The following is a 15,242-nucleotide window of genomic DNA, read 5'->3' on the forward strand; positions in this document are numbered from 1 at the left end:
CGACCATGGCGCGCTGAACAGGGGAGCAAGGGGAGAGGAACCAGGGATGTCGGAACCGAGTGAGGTGGGGCGGGACCCGGAGGCGGTCTCGAAGTTCGTCGAGAGCTTCGCCGCGCAGCTGGTCGAGGCCGGGATGCAGCGGATGCCGGCCCGGGTGTTCGGCGCCCTGCTCGCCTCGGACTCCGGGGCGCTGAGCTCCGCCGAGATCGGTGCACAGCTCCAGGTCAGCCCCGCCGCCGTCTCCGGGGCGGTGCGCTATCTCTCGCAGCAGCACATGGTCTCGCGCGAGCGGGAACCCGGCTCCCGGCGCGAGCGGTACCGGGTGCACAGTGACCAGTGGTACGAGGCGCTGACCAGCCGCGACGCGGTGCTCAAGCGCTGGCAGTCCGCCCTCGACGAGGGGGTCGACAGCCTGGGCATCGAGACGCCCGCGGGGCGGCGGCTCGCCGAGACCCGCGCCTTCTTCCAGTTCATCGAGGGGGAGATCGCCGAGATGATGGAGCGTTGGCGCGTCCACAAGGAGCGGGAGTTCGGGGACGGATGAGGCCCCGAAGGGGGCCTTGCGGGGTCGCCCCGACGCGGCGATCGACTCCGTGCGTTCCCTGATGGAGTCCATGCGCTCCCTAGGGGACGCGCAGTGCCCGGCGCCAGTAGTCGGTGACGGTGTGGCGCAGCCGTGCGGTGTCGACGGTGTGGGGATCGAGGAGGCGCTGCAGTCCGATCCCGCGCAGCTGTCCGACGACCGCGATGGCCACGTCGCCCGGCTCGACGTCCGGACGCACGTCCCCGTCGGTGATTCCGGCGGCGACGTCGGAGCGCAGGTCGGAGCGGAACGCCTCGTCGCGCTCGCGGAAGATCGGGGCCAGTTCGGACGCGGTGGCCGCTTCCGCCCACAGCAGCAGGAAGGCCCGGTTCATCATTCCGACGTCCCCGAGGGCGCCGATGTAGCCGTCGATGAGTCGCAGGAGCCGGTCCAGTCCGGGTGGGAGGTCCGCGAGCCCGGGCACGAAGCCGGCTTGCGTCGCGCGGGCCAGTCGCTCGAGCAGAGCCTGCTTGGACCCGAAGTGGTGGGTGACGATCCCGCGGCTGTACCCCGCTTGTTCGCCGACCCGCGCCAGCGTCAGTGACCGCACCCCGTGCTGGACGACCAGTTCGGCGGCGGCGTCGAGCAGTGCGGCTTCGGCCTGGGCCCGGCGCTCCTGCTGGGTACGGCGAGTGGTGACCATGCGGGCATCTTACCAAGAAACTTGCGTGTTGGCCGACAAGTATGTGAGTCTGGCGTCTCCGAACCGGCTCACCTGGAGTGTGGAATGAACGAGTTCGATGACAGCGACCTGGATGTGCTGCTCGCCGAGGACCCGGGTGGTCCCGTGGTGATGCTGAACCTGCTGCGTTTCCGTCCGGACGGTGGCCGTGACAGCTACCGGCGCTACCGCGACGCGCTCGGTGAGGCGATCCACGCGCGGTACGGGCTGCAGGTGGAGTACGTGGGCGACGGTGGGCGCGCGCTGGTCGCCGGGGACGGGCAGGCATGGGACATGGTCGTGCTGGTGCGTTACCCGAACCGGCAGGCGTTCGTGGACATGGCTCGCGATCCCGAGTACCGCGCGATCGCCCACCTGCGCAGTGAGGCGCTCGTGGAGGCGGTGCTGCAGCCGACCTCACCGATCGGGGCGTGACACGGTGCCGGCCGTATTCGTACACGGCAATCCCGAAACGGCGGCGGTATGGAGCCCGTTGCTCACCGAGCTCGACCGCGCCGGTTCACCACGTGCCGGACTGATCTGCCTCTCGCCACCCGGATTCGGCGCGCCCCTGCCCGCCGGCTTCGGTGCGACGGTCGGCGAATACCGTGACTGGCTGATCGGAGCGCTGGAGGACTTCGGGGAACCCGTCGACCTGGTCGGTCACGACTGGGGCGGCGCACACGTCCTGAACGTCGCCATGAACCGGCCGGACCTGCTGCGCAGCTGGGCGAGCGATGTCGTCGGGGTGTTCGACCGCGACTACGTCTGGCATGAGCTTGCCCGGCGCTGGCAGACCCCTGGAGACGGGGAAGCCGATGTCGCCGAGCGGTTCGGCGCAACCGTCGGTACGCGTACCCGGTTGCTCGTCGAGCGCGGTATGAGCAGGTCGGTGGCCGAGCGGCTCGCGGCGGAGCAGGACGAGACGATGGGCCGGGCCGCGCTCGCGCTCTACCGCTCCGCCGCGCAGCCGGTGATGGCCGAGCTCGGCCGCCACCTGGAGCAGGCGTCGCGGCGGCCCGGCTTGTCGCTCCTCGCCACCGAGGACCACGCGGTCGGCACCGACCCGCAACGTCGGCGCGCGAGCCGTCGCGCAGGCGCCCGCGTCGAGACCCTGGACGGGCTCGGCCACTGGTGGATGACCCAGGATCCCGCGCGTGGAGCCCGCGCCCTGACCACGTTCTGGGCGCAGTGCTGATGGTGATGGCGATGGTGATGGCCCGGCGGCAATGACCACCGGCCGCCGGGCCGTGGAGGGAACTCCTACCGCTCCTTCGTCTCCTCCAGGACCGTCCTGCCCAGCAGCGCGTACCCCTCCGGTCGCCGACGCTTCAAGTACTGCGCGTACGCCAGGCCGCCCGTGCCGATCAGCACGACGATCCACGGGGTGGCTTTCAGGACGATCGAGCCGGACTCGGGGCCGGCCGCGACGCCCATGTTGGACACCAGCAGGACCACCACCGCGAGCATCGCGAGGCCGCCGACGAGCGGGGCGGTGAAGGTCCTGAACCAGTGCCGGGACTCGGGGTGGTTCTTGCGGAAGTACGCCAGCACCGCGAACGAACACACCGCCTGCACCACCAGGATGGCCATCGTGCCGAGGATGGCGAGCAGGACGTACGTACCGGTGTACGGGTCCTTGCCCGCCGCCCAGAACGCGCCGAGCAGTACCGCGCTGACAATCGTCTGGACGAGGCCCGCGACGTGCGGGGAGCCGTGCTCGGGGTGGGTGCGCCCGATCGTGCGCTGCAGTGACGGCAGCACCCCCTCGCGGCCGAGGGCGTAGAGATAGCGGGCGGCGCAGTTGTGGAAGGCCATGCCGCAGGCCAGCGAGCCGGTGATCATCAGCCACTGCATGACGATGACGGCCCAGTGGCCGACGTACTGCTCGGTGGGGTTGAAGAAGAGGGCGAGCGGGTTGGAGGACGAGGCCGCCTCGACGGCCGCCGCCTCGCCGTTGCCCGTGATGGCCATCCAGGACACGAAGACGTAGAAGACGCCGACGCCGAGCACCGAGATCATCGTGGCCTTGGGGATGATCTTCTTCGGGTCGCGGGACTCCTCGCCGTACATGGCCGTCGACTCGAAGCCGACCCACGACCAGAAGGCGAAGAAGAGTCCGAGACCGGCCGAGGTCCCTTGGAAGGCGTTGACGGGGTTGACCGGCCCGAACGTGAACCCGTTCGGGCCGCCGCCGTGCAGGGCGACGGAGATCGCCATCGCCGCGAGGATCGTCACCTCGGTGGCCAGCAGCACCACGAGCAGCTTCTCGGCGACCGACACCCCGAACCACGTGCCCATGGCGTTGATCGCGAGCATCAGGATCGCGAACGCCCACCACGGGACGTCAACCCCCGTCTGGTCGTGGAGGGTGGTGGTGGCGAAGGTCGAGAAGATACCGATCAGGGCCGGCTCGAAGACCACGTACGCGAAGGTCGCGAGGAGCCCCGAGGCCAGGCCGACGGTCCGGCCGAGGCCGAACGAGATGAAGCCGTAGAAGGCGCCCGTGGACGTGATGTGCTTCGCCATCGAGGTGAAGCCGACCGCAAAGATCGCCAGGACGACCATTGCGACGAGATAGCTCGCGGGGGCTCCGATGCCGTTTCCGGAGGAGACCATGAAGGGCACGTTGCCCGTCATCGCGGTGATCGGCGCGGCTGTGGCGACGGCCATGAAGACCACGCCCAGCAGGCCGATCGCGTTCGGCTTGAGCCGGTGGACGGTGGTGTCCTCGCCGGTCGCCGCCTCGGGGGCGGCGCCCTCCTGTACTGCCATCGGGTGGCCCCTCTCCATGGTCGTCCGCGGTCGCCCGCTCGTCTTCGTGCTCGTGTTCGCGCTTGCCTTCGCGCTTGTCCTCGGTCGACCGGAATGCTGCACGGAAAATGAGTCGTGTCGCCGGTCCGGGCGTTAAATGTTTGTCAACCAGACCTTTAGAACGCCTGTGGATCGCCCCAGCAGCGAACGTCTGCGTTAACTCTCCGCCCGGCCATGGACCCCGCGGGCCCACGCTTCGTACCGTCCCCGGCATGAGCACGTACACCTCCACCCTCGGCGGCCGTACCCACCGCTTCGACGGCCTCGCCCGGCTGCTCGCCGCCGCGAGCCCCGAACGCTCCGGCGACCGCCTCGCCGGGCTCGCCGCCGAGTCGGCGCAGGCGCGGGTCGCCGCCCGCTGGGCGCTGGCGGACGTGCCGCTCGCACGGTTCCTCGCCGAGCCGGTGATCCCGTACGAGGACGACGACGTCACCCGGCTCATCGTGGACACCCATGACGCGGTGGCCTTCGCGCCGGTCGCCGGTCTCACGGTCGGGGAGTTCCGGGAGTGGCTGCTCTCGGACGCGGCGGACGCGACGGCCCTGGCAGCGCTGGCCCCCGGCCTGACGCCCGAAATGACGGCGGCAGTCTCCAAGCTCATGGGCAACGCGGACCTGGTCGCGGTCGCCCGCAAGGTCCAGGTCGTCACGGCGTTCCGCTCGACGATCGGCCTGCCCGGCCGGCTCGCGACCCGCCTCCAGCCCAACCACCCCACCGACGACCCGGCGGGCGTCGCCGCGGCGCTCCTCGACGGACTCCTCCTCGGCTCCGGCGACGCGGTCATCGGCATCAACCCGGCGACCGACAGCCCCAAGGCCGTACGGGACCTGCTGGAACTCCTCGACGGCGTGATCCAGCGGTACGCGATCCCCACCCAGTCCTGCGTGCTCAGCCACGTCACGACGAGCATCGACCTCATGGCCGCCGGGGCACCGGTCGACCTCGTCTTCCAGTCCATCGCCGGTACGCAGACCGCGAACGCCTCCTTCGGCGTCACCCTCGGCCTCCTCGACGAGGCGTACGAGGCGGCGCGTGCCCTGGGCCGCGGCACGGTCGGGTCCAACGCCCTGTACTTCGAGACCGGCCAGGGCAGCGCGCTCTCGGCCGACGCGCACCACGGGGTGGACCAGCAGACGGTCGAGGCGCGCGCGTACGCGGTGGCCCGCCGCTACGAGCCGCTGCTGGTCAACACGGTGGTGGGCTTCATAGGCCCGGAATACCTCTACGACGGCCGCCAGATCCTCCGCGCCGCCCTCGAAGACCACTTCTGCGGCAAGCTGCTCGGCCTGCCCATGGGCCTGGACATCTGCTACACGAACCACGCCGACGCGGACGACGACGACATCGCCACCATGCTCACCATGCTGGGCGTGGCCGGGGCGTCCTTCGTCATCTGCACGCCCGGCGGCGACGACATCATGCTCAACTACCAATCCGCCTCCTTCCACGACGTGTTGTACCTGCGCGAGGTCCTGGGGCTGCGCCCGGCACCGGAGTTCGAGGCGTGGCTGGACGGCATCGGCCTCCTGGACGAACAAGGCGGAATACGGCCCGTCGCCGGCACCGCCCACCCACTGATGGCCCTCGGCAAGGAGCTGGCAGCATGACGGACGACCGTCAACTGGCGACGCTGGTACGGGCGTTGATGACGTCGACGGCACCGGAGCCGTCGGATGCCGCACTGTGGACGGGGCTGCGGCGGCACACCCAGGCGCGGATCGGGCTCGGCCGGGCCGGGTCCGCGCTGCCCACGCGCCACCGCCTCGAACTCCAGGCCGCGCACGCGGCGGCGCGGGACGCGGTGCACTCGCCGTTCGACCCGGACGTGGTGGCGTCCGGGCTGCCGGGGGTGCCGACGGTACGGGTCCGGAGTGCGGCTCCCGACCGGTTGACGTACCTCCAGCGTCCGGACCTGGGCCGGAGGCTCGACGACGTCGACCGGGCGCATCTGCCGCGCGACGACTGGGACATCGCGTTCGTGGTCGCGGACGGGCTGTCGAGCCGGGCCGTTCACGACCACGCGGCGCCGGTGATCCGGGCTACGACGGCTCGGCTGCCTGCCGAGTGGCGGGTCGCGCCCGTCGTCCTTGCCGAGCAGGCCCGGGTGGCGCTCGGTGACGATGTCGCCCATGCGCTGGGTGCCGCGATGGTCGTCGTCCTCGTCGGGGAACGGCCCGGGATGTCGGCGGCGGACTCCCTGGGCGCGTACCTCACGTACGCGCCGCGGCCCGGCCGCACCACGGATGCCGACCGGAACTGTCTCTCCAACATCCGCCCTCCGCTGGGCCTGTCGTACGACACGGCTGCCGCCAAGCTGACGTCCCTGATGACCCGAGCGCGGGGGTTGGGCCGCACGGGGGTGTCCTTGAAGGACGACTTGGACGATGGGGTGGTGGGGTTGCCGGGAGCGGCGGGGTAGGGGTTTTCTTCGCCCCCGCCGCCCCTACCCATTCCCGTCCTTCTGGGGCTCCGCCCCAGACCCCGTTGGGTTTGTTGTCGGGTGCGGGTTGGGTGTGGCTGGTCGCGCAGTTCCCCGCGCCCCTGAAGACCTAGGGGCGCGGGGAACTGCGCAGTCTTTTGGGGGTTCGGGGGCGAAGCCCCTGAGTAGTGACGATGGGGGTCCCCCCGCTCGAGCGAAGCCGAGAGTGGGGGAGGGTAGGGGCGGCGGGGGCGAAAAACCCCTCCCGGCACCCCCGTCACACCGGCAACGTCAACCCCCAAGCCCCCTCCCGCACGGTCCAGGTCCGCGTCCGCACAGGCCCCGCCACCACCGCATCCGCGCGATACCGGAAGTCCGACCCCGACACGGTGATCGTCCGAGCCACGGCCTCCAGCAGAGCGGCCTCCGCACCGACGGAAGCGGGCCGCACCTCGACCCGCGCACCCCCGCCCACCCCACCCGGCGTGACGGACACGGACTCCAGCGGCTGGTCGAGGTCGACGAGGGTCACCCCGTCGACCTCGATCCGCAACCGAGTCGGCCCGGTCACCGCGGGAGCCGGCACCCGGGCGGGCCGGGCGGCGAGGGTCCGTACGAGGGACTGGCAGGTACGAAGCCAGTGATGGTGATGCCCACCACCATCCTCCGAAGCGCTCCCCGCCCCCGCCCCCGCCCCCGAGCCGGAACCGGAACCCGTCCCCGACCCCAATCCGAACCCCAACCCCAACCCCAACCGCGAACCGCCCCCGGCCCCATTGCCAGAACCGGCCCCAGACCCAGACCCAGACCCAGACCCGTTCCCAGCACCAGAACCAGCCCCCAAGCCCCCACCCAAACCTTCCCCCAAACCCTCACCCGAGCCCACCCCCGAAGACCCGGTCGAACCGGCCACCCCCCACCTGTCCCCCGCCAACGGCGGAATCCGTAGCGTCCCCAGCACCACCCCGTCGCTGTCGTCCACCAGGAGATCGAGCCGTCGCTCGGCCCCGTCGAGCACGGCGCGGGCCGCCGCGACGGCACCTATGGGCACGCCCAGCGCCCGCGCGAGCGACAGCGCGCCGCCGCTGGCGCCCACCGGCACCAGGGACAGTGCACATCCGGCCAGCTCCCGCCGTCGGTACAAAACGGAAACCGCGCGCAAAAGCGCCCGGTCGTCCCCGATCACGACAGGCCGTCGTGACCCTCTCCTGGCAAGTGCCCGATCGAATTCCTCGGGCCCGTCAGGGAGGCACACTTTCGTCGTCGCACCCGCGCTGAGCACGTCTTTTGCGATCCGTACCGCCTCACCGTCACCGTGACGGGCGACCGGGTCGATGACCACAAGGAGCTGGTCGGAAGTCGACACCTCGGTCCTGCCTCGCTTCCTCGGGTAGCATCTTTGTGCAAGAGCCCCTTGCGCTATTGCGCCAGGGGCTTCGTCTATTCCGGGGCATCCGGTCCGACGGTCGCGGCCAAAGGTGGTCGCCGGCGTACGCAGCCATACCAGAACCAGCCGCGTACGTCCCCGACCTTGGACATGCCCCGCCCGGAAGGGGTGTACGCGCGTGCCCGCACTTGTGCTGCTCGGTGCTCAGTGGGGTGACGAAGGCAAGGGAAAGGCCACCGACCTGCTCGGTGGTTCCGTGGACTATGTGGTGCGCTACCAGGGCGGCAACAACGCCGGCCACACGGTAGTCGTGGGCGATCAGAAGTACGCCCTCCACCTCCTCCCTTCCGGAATCCTCTCGCCGGGGTGTACTCCGGTCATCGGCAACGGAGTCGTCGTCGACCCGTCGGTCCTGTTCTCCGAGCTGAACGGACTGAACGAGCGAGGCGTCGACACCTCCAAACTCCTCATCAGCGGAAACGCGCACATCATCACGCCGTACAACGTGACGGTGGACAAGGTGACGGAACGCTTCCTCGGGAAGCGGAAGATCGGCACGACCGGTCGCGGCATCGGCCCGACGTACGCGGACAAGATCAACCGTGTCGGCATCCGCGTCCAGGACCTGTACGACGAGTCGATCCTGATGCAGAAGGTCGAGGCGGCCCTCGACGGCAAGAACCAGCTCCTCACCAAGGTCTTCAACCGGCGCGCCATCGAGTCGGAGCAGGTCGTCGAGGAACTGCTGACGTACGCGGAGAAGCTGCGCCCGTACGTCGCCGACACGGTCCTCGTGCTCAACAAGGCGCTCGAAGAGGACAAGGTGGTCCTCTTCGAGGGCGGCCAGGGCACGCTGCTGGACATCGACCACGGCACGTATCCCTTCGTGACGTCCAGCAACCCGACCGCCGGTGGCGCCTGCACCGGCTCGGGCGTCGGCCCCACGAAGATCAGCCGGGTCATCGGCATCCTGAAGGCGTACACCACGCGTGTCGGTGCCGGTCCCTTCCCGACGGAGCTCTTCGACGAGGACGGCGAGGCCCTGCGCCGCATCGGCCACGAGCGCGGTGTCACCACCGGCCGTGACCGTCGCTGCGGCTGGTTCGACGCGGTCATCGCGCGGTACGCGACGCGCGTCAACGGCCTGACGGACTTCTTCCTGACGAAGCTGGACGTCCTGACCGGCTGGGAGGAGATCCCGGTCTGCGTGGCGTACGAGATCGACGGCAAGCGCGTCGAGGAACTCCCGTACTCCCAGACGGACTTCCACCACGCGAAGCCCATCTACGAGACCCTGCCGGGCTGGTCGGAGGACATCACGAAGGCCAAGACCTTCGCGGACCTCCCGAAGAACGCGCAGGACTACGTGAAGGCCCTGGAGGAGATGTCCGGCGCCCCGATCTCCGCGATCGGCGTCGGCCCCGGCCGCGACGAGACGATCGAGATCAACTCGTTCATCTAGTACGCGCAGTAGGCCGAGTACGCGGATTCGTTCGCGAACAGTGAAGTGGGGCGCCCGGTTCAACCGGCGCCCCACTTCACTGCGTATGGACCTCTCTGCGTAGCGCTGCGAGCGGGAGTTGGCGGTCGGTGGTCCCGTGGGCGGCCCGGTCGTCCCCGGGCAGGCGCGGCTGTGGACCGGCGCCTCGTCGCTCACCGCGCAGGAGCGGATGGTGGCCGGACGGGTTGGCGGCCGGTCTGGCCAACCGGCAGGTGGCGCGGGTGCTGGTGATCAGCGTCAAGGCCGTGGAGTTCCACCTGGGACGCATCTACGCCAAGCTCGGGGTCCCCTCGCGCACCAGCCTCGCCGCGCTGCCGACGGGCCAGGAGGTTGCGCTTCCGGGACAGGACCAGGGATTCCCCCAGGTCGTTCCCGAGGTCGTTTCCCGGCATCGGCGCCCTAGCGTCTGTGGCACGCGCCATCAGACAAACAGGGGGGAAGTTTTCATGGCCGATGACAAGGAACTCGAAGTCACCGACATACCCAGCGCCAAACTCAAGGCGGTGGCCCAGCGGGTCGCGCTGGAGATCCAGCTGGCGGCCGACAAGGTCGCCGCGCACCATGCGGATCCCCGCGCCTACCCGCTGGCGGACCAGGCCGGAAGCGTCGAGCAACTGCTCGCGAGCCGCTTCCGCGTACTGCCCGAGGGACAGCAGAAGCAGGCGGCGGACAAGGTCATGACGGAGCTCGGCGGCGGGGCGGCCCGCCAGAAGCGGCTCGGTGACCTCGCCAAGGTCGACCTCAAGTCCAAGACCGGCATCGAGGCGCAGGCCGGCAGGCTGGCGTTCCCGCAGAACCTGAAGTTCCCGGTCCAGGAGCTGGAGCGGATGGCCAAGGCGCTGACCGGGGAGGGGACCGCGTCGGCCGCCGCGGCGAGCGGCGTGGAGCTGCGCAACCTGGAACTGCGCATCCACCGGGTCAAGTGTGTCAAGGAGACCAGCGAGATCGGCAAGGACGAGATCGACCTCGGCGGTACGTCCGTCGACGAGGACGGTGACACCAAGAAGGTCTCGGCGTTCCGCGTGAAGAGCTTCAGCAGTGGGGTCGTGCAGACGTACTCACCGCCGCGGCGGTTCACGTCCTTCAGCCTCACCGAGAGCAGCAAGGTGACGTTCCCCAAGTCGTACTTCTGCACGTTCGTGCTCGCGGAGATCGACTGGGGCGGCCTCGCGGACTTCCTCAACAACCTGCTCGACAAGGTGAAGGAGAAGGTCGTCACGGCGGTCGCGGCCGCGATCGGTGGCGCGATCGGCGCCTCCGGCGGGCCCGTCGGCATCGCCGTCGGTATCGCGGTGGGCTTCGTGGTCGGCCAGGTCTTCGAGTGGCTGAAGGGCCTGTGGGGCGACGACGTCTTCAAGCCGTACACGGTCAGCTGTGTCATCCACGGCCTGCCCAACACGTTCGGCGGTCAGGACAACAGCCCTGACAAGACGGTCACCTTCAGCGGCCACGGCGGCCAGTACCAGTTGACCTACGACTGGCGGAAGTTCAACTGACCGGAGACGAACGCGGCCCAGGCCCTGCCGGAGACGGCGGAGCCTGGGCCGCTTCCGCCTCTCCGCCTCCGCCCAGGAACAAGAGTGGGCGTACCTCACATAGCGGGCATAGGCTTGAGGGTGCAAACGTGCGTGCGTCGATCAGGAGAAGGTGAGCGCGATGCGCGTCATGCTCAAGGCCACTCTGGACACGGAGAAGTCGAACGAAGCGATCCGCAGCGGCAAGATGCCGGAGCTGATCAAGGAGATCCTGGACCATCTCAAGCCCGAGGCGGCGTACTTCGCGCCCTTGGGCGGCCGGCGTACCTGCCTCCTGTTCTTCGACATGCAGGACAGCTCGGAGCTGCCTCCCGTCGGGGAGCCGTTCCTCACCCAGTTCAACGCCGAGGTCGAGGTCTGCCCGATCATGAACGGCGAGGACCTCCAGAAGGGGCTGTCCGAGCTGCGCTGACCGCCGGGGCGTCGGTGGTGTAGCCCGCTACACCACCGACTCGGGGGGCCGGTCCCTCGTGGCGGCGCGTGTGCGACGGAATCGTGGACGGCATCACAAGCCGATCCAGAAAGGCCCATTCCATGGCCGCGAACCGTCGCCCCGTACGCCGTACCGTCACCGTCGTCACCACCCTGGCAGCCGTCGCGCTGGCCGCGGGGCTGCTCACCGGATGCGAGGACGGCGACCTCGACAACTCGCTGAGCTGCGTCAAGAACGCCGACACGATCGCCGACAGCCTCAAGGCGATCCACGAGGCCGGTGCGGACGCGGTGAAGGATCCCACGCGGACCGACTCGTCCATCGACACCATCGAGAAGAACCTCGACAGGATCAACGACAGGACGGACGGCGACAAGACCAACGATGACAAGGTCGGCAAGGCGGTCGACGACCTCAACGACGCCATCAAGGACTACAACAAGGCGGTCCTGGACGGCGACACCAGCCCGCACTCCGGCCGGATCGACGCCGCCGCCGACGAACTGACCGACGTCTGCACGTCGTAACACCCGTACAGCAGGCCCCGGAGGCCCCGGATGCCTCCAGGGCTAGCTGAAGATGATCATCGAGCCCTGCGCCAGGCTCCGTGTCGCCGCCGCGTGCAGCCCCAGCCACACATGCCGTTCGCGGGCGAACGGGCTGGAGTCGAAGGGCGCGGGCGCGGCCGGCTCCTCCAGCTCGGTGGGGGCCATGGGCGGCTCCGGCGGGAGGGGAGGCACGGCGGGGTCGATGCCGATCGTCGGGGCGACGAACTCCAGCTCCCGCAGCAGGGCCTGGGACGAGCCCAAGGGGCCCCCGCCCGCGAGGAGTTCGTCGCTCGACAGCGGGTGCGGGAAGTCCACCGGTACGTACGCGCCCGCGTGGTCGTAGTGCCAGACCAGGTGCGACTGCTGGGCCGTGGCGTCGAACATCTCCAGCAACTGCTCGTAGTCACCGCCCAGTTCGTCGACCGGCGTCACCGCGAGCCCGCACACCTGCAGCAGATACGCGCGGCGCAGGAAGTGCAGCGCGTCGTAGTCGAAGCCCGCGACCGGTGCCACATCGCCGGAGAGGCCCGGCATGTAGGCGTAGACCGGCACCGGCGGAAGTCCGGCCTCGCCCAGCACCTTGTCGTAGAGCGCGAGTTCCTCGGCGAAGGGGTTGTCGGGGGTGTGGCACAACACGTCGACGAGCGGGACCAGCCACAGGTCACAAGCCAACAGAGAGCTCCTCGCGTAGCACGGTGGTCAAGAAAGCGTAATGGGTGCAAGCGCGGTCGGGCCCCGCCGTGAACGTCGAATACCCCACACCTGACGGCCCCACCCCCACACCCGCCGCTTCCGGCCCCGGATCTTCGCCCCAGCCCCCCGGAACCCGCAGCCGCGATCGCACGGGAGCGGGCCGTGCCGGTACGTCGAAGCCCGCCGCATACGGCTCCTCCGATACGCAGCACCTTTGAAAACCGCAGCCGTATACCCGGCAAGCGGCGGGCTCGACGTACCGGCACGGCCCGCGCCCCGGATCCGCGGCCCGCGCCCCGGACCCGCGGCCCCGGCCCGGATCCTCGACCCCACCCCGGGTTCCTCCGCCCTAGTCGGCCACCAACTGCTCGATCAGCGCCAGTGAGTGCGCGTCGTACGCGGTCACGATCGTGTGTGCGGCCGGGGCGTCGCGTTCGGTGAGGGCGTCCACGAGGGCCGTGTGCTCGGCCCACAGGCGGCCGCGCAGGTCGTCGACCCGGCGCAGGTGCTGGACCGCGCACACCCAGGACTGGACGCGCAGCCGGTGCAGGAAGTCGGCGAGGTACGGATTGCCGAACAGCCCGCTGAGCTCGCGCCAGAAGCGCAGGTCGTAGCCGATGAGGATGTTGAGGTCACCGGCGGCGGCCGCCCGCTGGGCCTCCTCGCCGCGCCGCCGCACCCCGGCGAGCGCGGCACCGGTGCGCGGGTCGTCGATCCGGGTGGCGAGTGCGGCGCGGGCGCCCCGGGTGGTGGTGGCCTCCGCGTCGAGCAGCCCGCGGAAGATGCTGTCCGTGACCAGGCTGCGGGCCTCGATCATGCCCCGGTAGTCGTTCAGCGAGTACTCGTGGACGCGGAAGCCGCGGTGCTGGTCCGCGTCCAGCAGGCCCTGGGCCGAAAGATCGACCAGGGCCTCGCGGACGGGGGTCGCGGAGACGCCGTACTGCTCGGCGATCTCCTTGACCGTGAACTCCTGGCCCGGCTTGAGACGTCCGCCCAGCACCTCGTCGCGGAGCGCGTCCGCGATCTGCTGCCGCAGGGTGCTGCGGGTGACGGCGCCATTGCCGCTGCCGGTGCGGGGCATCGTCCGTTCCTTCCCCAAGCGGATAAGTACTCGCTCATGTCTACGAGCCAGTCACCTTACGCGTTCGGGAAAGGGCCATCCGGACCACACCGGTCCTGCGCTACACCGTGTGCTCGTCCGCCACCGAGAGCGCCTCGTCGAGCGCGGCCAGCCCCTCCTTGGCCTCCGCCTCCGTGATGTTGCACGGGGGAACGACATGGGTGCGGTTCATGTTGATGAAGGGCCACAGACCGTGCGCCTTCGCCGCGGCACCGAACGCCGCCATGGGCGCGTTCGCCGCACCGGACGCGTTGTACGGCACCAGCGGCTCCCGCGTCTCCCTGTCCCGTACGAGTTCCAGGGCCCAGAAGACGCCCGTGCCGCGGACCTCGCCGACGCTCGGGTGGCGTTCGGCCAGCTCGCGCAGCCCGGGACCGAGCACGGCCCGGCCGATCCGGGTGGCCTGGCCGAGGATGTCCTCCTCCTCCATCACGTTGAGGGTCGCGACGGCGGCGGCGCAGGCGAGCGGGTGCCCGGAGTAGGTGAGCCCGCCGGGGTAGGGGCGCTTCGCGAAGGTCTCGGCGATGGTCGGCGAGATCGCGACACCGCCCAAGGGCACGTACCCGGAGTTCACACCCTTCGCGAACGTCATCAGGTCCGGCACGACCCCGTAGTGGTCCGCGGCGAACCAGTGCCCGGTCCGTCCGAAGCCGGCCATGACCTCGTCCAGGACGAAGACGATCCCGTACTCGTCGCAGAGCGAGCGGACGCCCTCCAGATATCCCGGCGGCGGCATCATGATCCCGGCCGTCCCCGGAATCGTCTCCAGGATGATCGCCGCGATGGTGGCAGGACCCTCGAAGGCGATGGTGTCGGCGAGATGCTGGAGCGCGCGCTCGCACTCCTGCTGCTCGGTCTCCGCGTGGAAGGGCGAGCGGTACAGGAACGGCGCCCAGAAGTGCACGACCCCGGCCGCCCCGCTGTCGTTCGGCCAGCGGCGCGGGTCACCGGTGAGGTTGATCGCGGCGGAGGTCGCACCGTGGTACGAGCGGTAGGCGGAGAGCACCTTCGGGCGGCCGGTGTGCAGCCTGGCCATGCGCGTGGCGTTCTCGACGGCCTCGGCGCCGCCATTGGTGAAGAAGATCTTGTCCAGATCCCCCGGCGTCCGCTCGGCGATCAGCCGTGCCGCCTCCGACCGGGCCTCGACGGCGAAGGCCGGCGCGAACGTCGTCATGCTCGCGGCCTGCTCCTGGATCGCGGCGACGACCTTCGGGTGCTGGTAGCCGATGTTCGTGAAGACGAGCCCACTGGTGAAGTCCAGATACCGCCTGCCGTCGTAGTCCCAGAAGTACGCCCCCTCCGCACCGGCGACGGCGAGCGGGTCGATGAGCTCCTGCGCTGACCAGGAGTGGAACACGTGCGCACGGTCCGCGGCCTTCACGGCAGCGCCGGCCTGGGGATTGGGCTGAGGGGTCATGCGGCCGAGCGTAGGTGTCCGGGGCGAGGGCGCGACATCGGCGTCCTGTCTGTGGTGCGGCCGGGAACGCGACAGGTTGTCGTGTGTAGGGACACCAGGGGGAGCCTCGGCCGCGACTGCGGCGAGTTGTT

15 protein-coding genes are annotated in these 15,242 nt (G+C 70.0%); 9 read left to right on the forward strand and 6 right to left on the reverse strand.

All coding sequences use genetic code 11. The features are described from left to right. Positions 1-46: 46 nt before the first annotated feature. On the forward strand, positions 47-544 hold the full coding sequence (locus tag QF035_RS28635) for a GbsR/MarR family transcriptional regulator (protein ID WP_307523430.1): 498 nt from the start codon (positions 47-49) through the stop codon (positions 542-544). Positions 545-623: 79 nt separating this feature from the next. On the opposite strand, the gene QF035_RS28640 is transcribed toward QF035_RS28635, so the two are convergent. Continuing rightward, positions 624-1,226 carry a TetR/AcrR family transcriptional regulator gene (locus QF035_RS28640; RefSeq protein ID WP_307523431.1) on the reverse strand — a complete coding sequence of 201 codons (603 nt, stop codon included), beginning with the start codon at positions 1,224-1,226 and terminating at the stop codon, positions 624-626. An 84-nt stretch (positions 1,227-1,310) separates the two neighbouring features. Between QF035_RS28640 and QF035_RS28645 the strand changes: the two genes are divergently transcribed. Both QF035_RS28645 and QF035_RS28650 read left to right on the forward strand, forming a co-directional pair. Beyond that, positions 1,311-1,679 (forward strand): DUF1330 domain-containing protein, encoded by a 369-nt coding sequence (locus QF035_RS28645; protein ID WP_307523432.1) that lies wholly within the window; start codon positions 1,311-1,313, stop codon positions 1,677-1,679. Between the two features lie 4 nt (positions 1,680-1,683). After that, positions 1,684-2,442, forward strand: a complete 759-nt coding sequence (locus tag QF035_RS28650; protein ID WP_307523433.1) for an alpha/beta fold hydrolase — start codon at positions 1,684-1,686, stop codon at positions 2,440-2,442. A gap of 65 nt (positions 2,443-2,507) precedes the next feature. Here QF035_RS28650 and QF035_RS28655 read toward each other — a convergent pair whose 3' ends face one another. After that, a complete protein-coding gene (locus tag QF035_RS28655; RefSeq protein ID WP_307523434.1) occupies positions 2,508-4,019 on the reverse strand; it encodes an APC family permease in 1,512 nt (503 codons plus the stop codon). 251 nt (positions 4,020-4,270) lie between these two features. Here QF035_RS28655 and QF035_RS28660 point away from each other — a divergent pair, with 251 nt between their 5' ends. Together QF035_RS28660 and eutC are read left to right on the forward strand one after the other, a co-directional pair. After that, the gene (locus QF035_RS28660) at positions 4,271-5,665 is read left to right on the forward strand and encodes an ethanolamine ammonia-lyase subunit EutB (protein ID WP_307523435.1); all 1,395 of its coding nucleotides are present in this window, start codon (positions 4,271-4,273) and stop codon (positions 5,663-5,665) included. Between the two features lie 38 nt (positions 5,666-5,703). Beyond that, a complete protein-coding gene (eutC, locus tag QF035_RS28665) occupies positions 5,704-6,477 on the forward strand; it encodes an ethanolamine ammonia-lyase subunit EutC (protein ID WP_307531488.1) in 774 nt (257 codons plus the stop codon). Positions 6,478-6,754: 277 nt separating this feature from the next. Here the strand turns inward: eutC and QF035_RS28670 are convergent, their stop codons facing one another. Beyond that, positions 6,755-7,843 (reverse strand): diacylglycerol kinase, encoded by a 1,089-nt coding sequence (locus QF035_RS28670; RefSeq protein WP_307523436.1) that lies wholly within the window; start codon positions 7,841-7,843, stop codon positions 6,755-6,757. Positions 7,844-8,042: 199 nt separating this feature from the next. On the opposite strand from QF035_RS28670, the gene QF035_RS28675 reads away from it, so the two are divergent. The 4 genes from QF035_RS28675 (at position 8,043) to QF035_RS28695 (ending at position 11,860) form a co-directional block, all read left to right on the forward strand. After that, positions 8,043-9,326 (forward strand): adenylosuccinate synthase, encoded by a 1,284-nt coding sequence (locus tag QF035_RS28675; RefSeq protein WP_143640206.1) that lies wholly within the window; start codon positions 8,043-8,045, stop codon positions 9,324-9,326. Between the two features lie 485 nt (positions 9,327-9,811). Then, positions 9,812-10,861, forward strand: coding sequence for a hypothetical protein (locus QF035_RS28685; protein ID WP_307532056.1), 1,050 nt, complete (start codon positions 9,812-9,814; stop codon positions 10,859-10,861). A 160-nt stretch (positions 10,862-11,021) separates the two neighbouring features. Next, positions 11,022-11,312, forward strand: coding sequence for a hypothetical protein (locus QF035_RS28690; RefSeq protein ID WP_189843271.1), 291 nt, complete (start codon positions 11,022-11,024; stop codon positions 11,310-11,312). Positions 11,313-11,434: 122 nt separating this feature from the next. Beyond that, the gene (locus QF035_RS28695; protein ID WP_307523437.1) at positions 11,435-11,860 is read left to right on the forward strand and encodes a hypothetical protein; all 426 of its coding nucleotides are present in this window, start codon (positions 11,435-11,437) and stop codon (positions 11,858-11,860) included. A gap of 42 nt (positions 11,861-11,902) precedes the next feature. Here the strand turns inward: QF035_RS28695 and QF035_RS28700 are convergent, their stop codons facing one another. The 3 genes from QF035_RS28700 to QF035_RS28710 all read right to left on the reverse strand — a co-directional run bounded on the left by QF035_RS28700 (position 11,903) and on the right by QF035_RS28710 (position 15,111). Further along, positions 11,903-12,553: a hypothetical protein gene (locus QF035_RS28700; RefSeq protein WP_200397344.1), complete on the reverse strand. Its 651-nt coding sequence runs from the start codon at positions 12,551-12,553 to the stop codon at positions 11,903-11,905. Between the two features lie 370 nt (positions 12,554-12,923). Then, positions 12,924-13,655 (reverse strand): GntR family transcriptional regulator, encoded by a 732-nt coding sequence (locus QF035_RS28705; RefSeq protein WP_307523438.1) that lies wholly within the window; start codon positions 13,653-13,655, stop codon positions 12,924-12,926. 100 nt (positions 13,656-13,755) lie between these two features. Continuing rightward, positions 13,756-15,111, reverse strand: a complete 1,356-nt coding sequence (locus QF035_RS28710) for an aspartate aminotransferase family protein (protein ID WP_307523439.1) — start codon at positions 15,109-15,111, stop codon at positions 13,756-13,758. Between the last annotated feature and the right edge of the window lie 131 nt (positions 15,112-15,242).

This window comes from Streptomyces umbrinus (genome assembly GCF_030817415.1).
Taxonomy (GTDB): domain Bacteria; phylum Actinomycetota; class Actinomycetes; order Streptomycetales; family Streptomycetaceae; genus Streptomyces; species Streptomyces umbrinus_A.

Excerpts from the sequence above, each read along its gene's own strand:
- QF035_RS28635 (WP_307523430.1), top strand. The coding sequence starts at position 47 with ATGTCGGAACCGAGTGAGGTGGGGCGGGACCCGGAGGCGGTCTCGAAG.
- QF035_RS28640 (WP_307523431.1), bottom strand. The coding sequence starts at position 1,226 with ATGGTCACCACTCGCCGTACCCAGCAGGAGCGCCGGGCCCAGGCCGAA.
- QF035_RS28645 (WP_307523432.1), top strand. The coding sequence starts at position 1,311 with ATGAACGAGTTCGATGACAGCGACCTGGATGTGCTGCTCGCCGAGGAC.
- QF035_RS28655 (WP_307523434.1), bottom strand. The coding sequence starts at position 4,019 with ATGGCAGTACAGGAGGGCGCCGCCCCCGAGGCGGCGACCGGCGAGGAC.
- QF035_RS28660 (WP_307523435.1), top strand. The coding sequence starts at position 4,271 with ATGAGCACGTACACCTCCACCCTCGGCGGCCGTACCCACCGCTTCGAC.
- eutC (WP_307531488.1), top strand. The coding sequence starts at position 5,704 with ATGACGTCGACGGCACCGGAGCCGTCGGATGCCGCACTGTGGACGGGG.
- QF035_RS28685 (WP_307532056.1), top strand. The coding sequence starts at position 9,812 with ATGGCCGATGACAAGGAACTCGAAGTCACCGACATACCCAGCGCCAAA.
- QF035_RS28690 (WP_189843271.1), top strand. The coding sequence starts at position 11,022 with ATGCGCGTCATGCTCAAGGCCACTCTGGACACGGAGAAGTCGAACGAA.
- QF035_RS28695 (WP_307523437.1), top strand. The coding sequence starts at position 11,435 with ATGGCCGCGAACCGTCGCCCCGTACGCCGTACCGTCACCGTCGTCACC.
- QF035_RS28705 (WP_307523438.1), bottom strand. The coding sequence starts at position 13,655 with ATGCCCCGCACCGGCAGCGGCAATGGCGCCGTCACCCGCAGCACCCTG.
- QF035_RS28710 (WP_307523439.1), bottom strand. The coding sequence starts at position 15,111 with ATGACCCCTCAGCCCAATCCCCAGGCCGGCGCTGCCGTGAAGGCCGCG.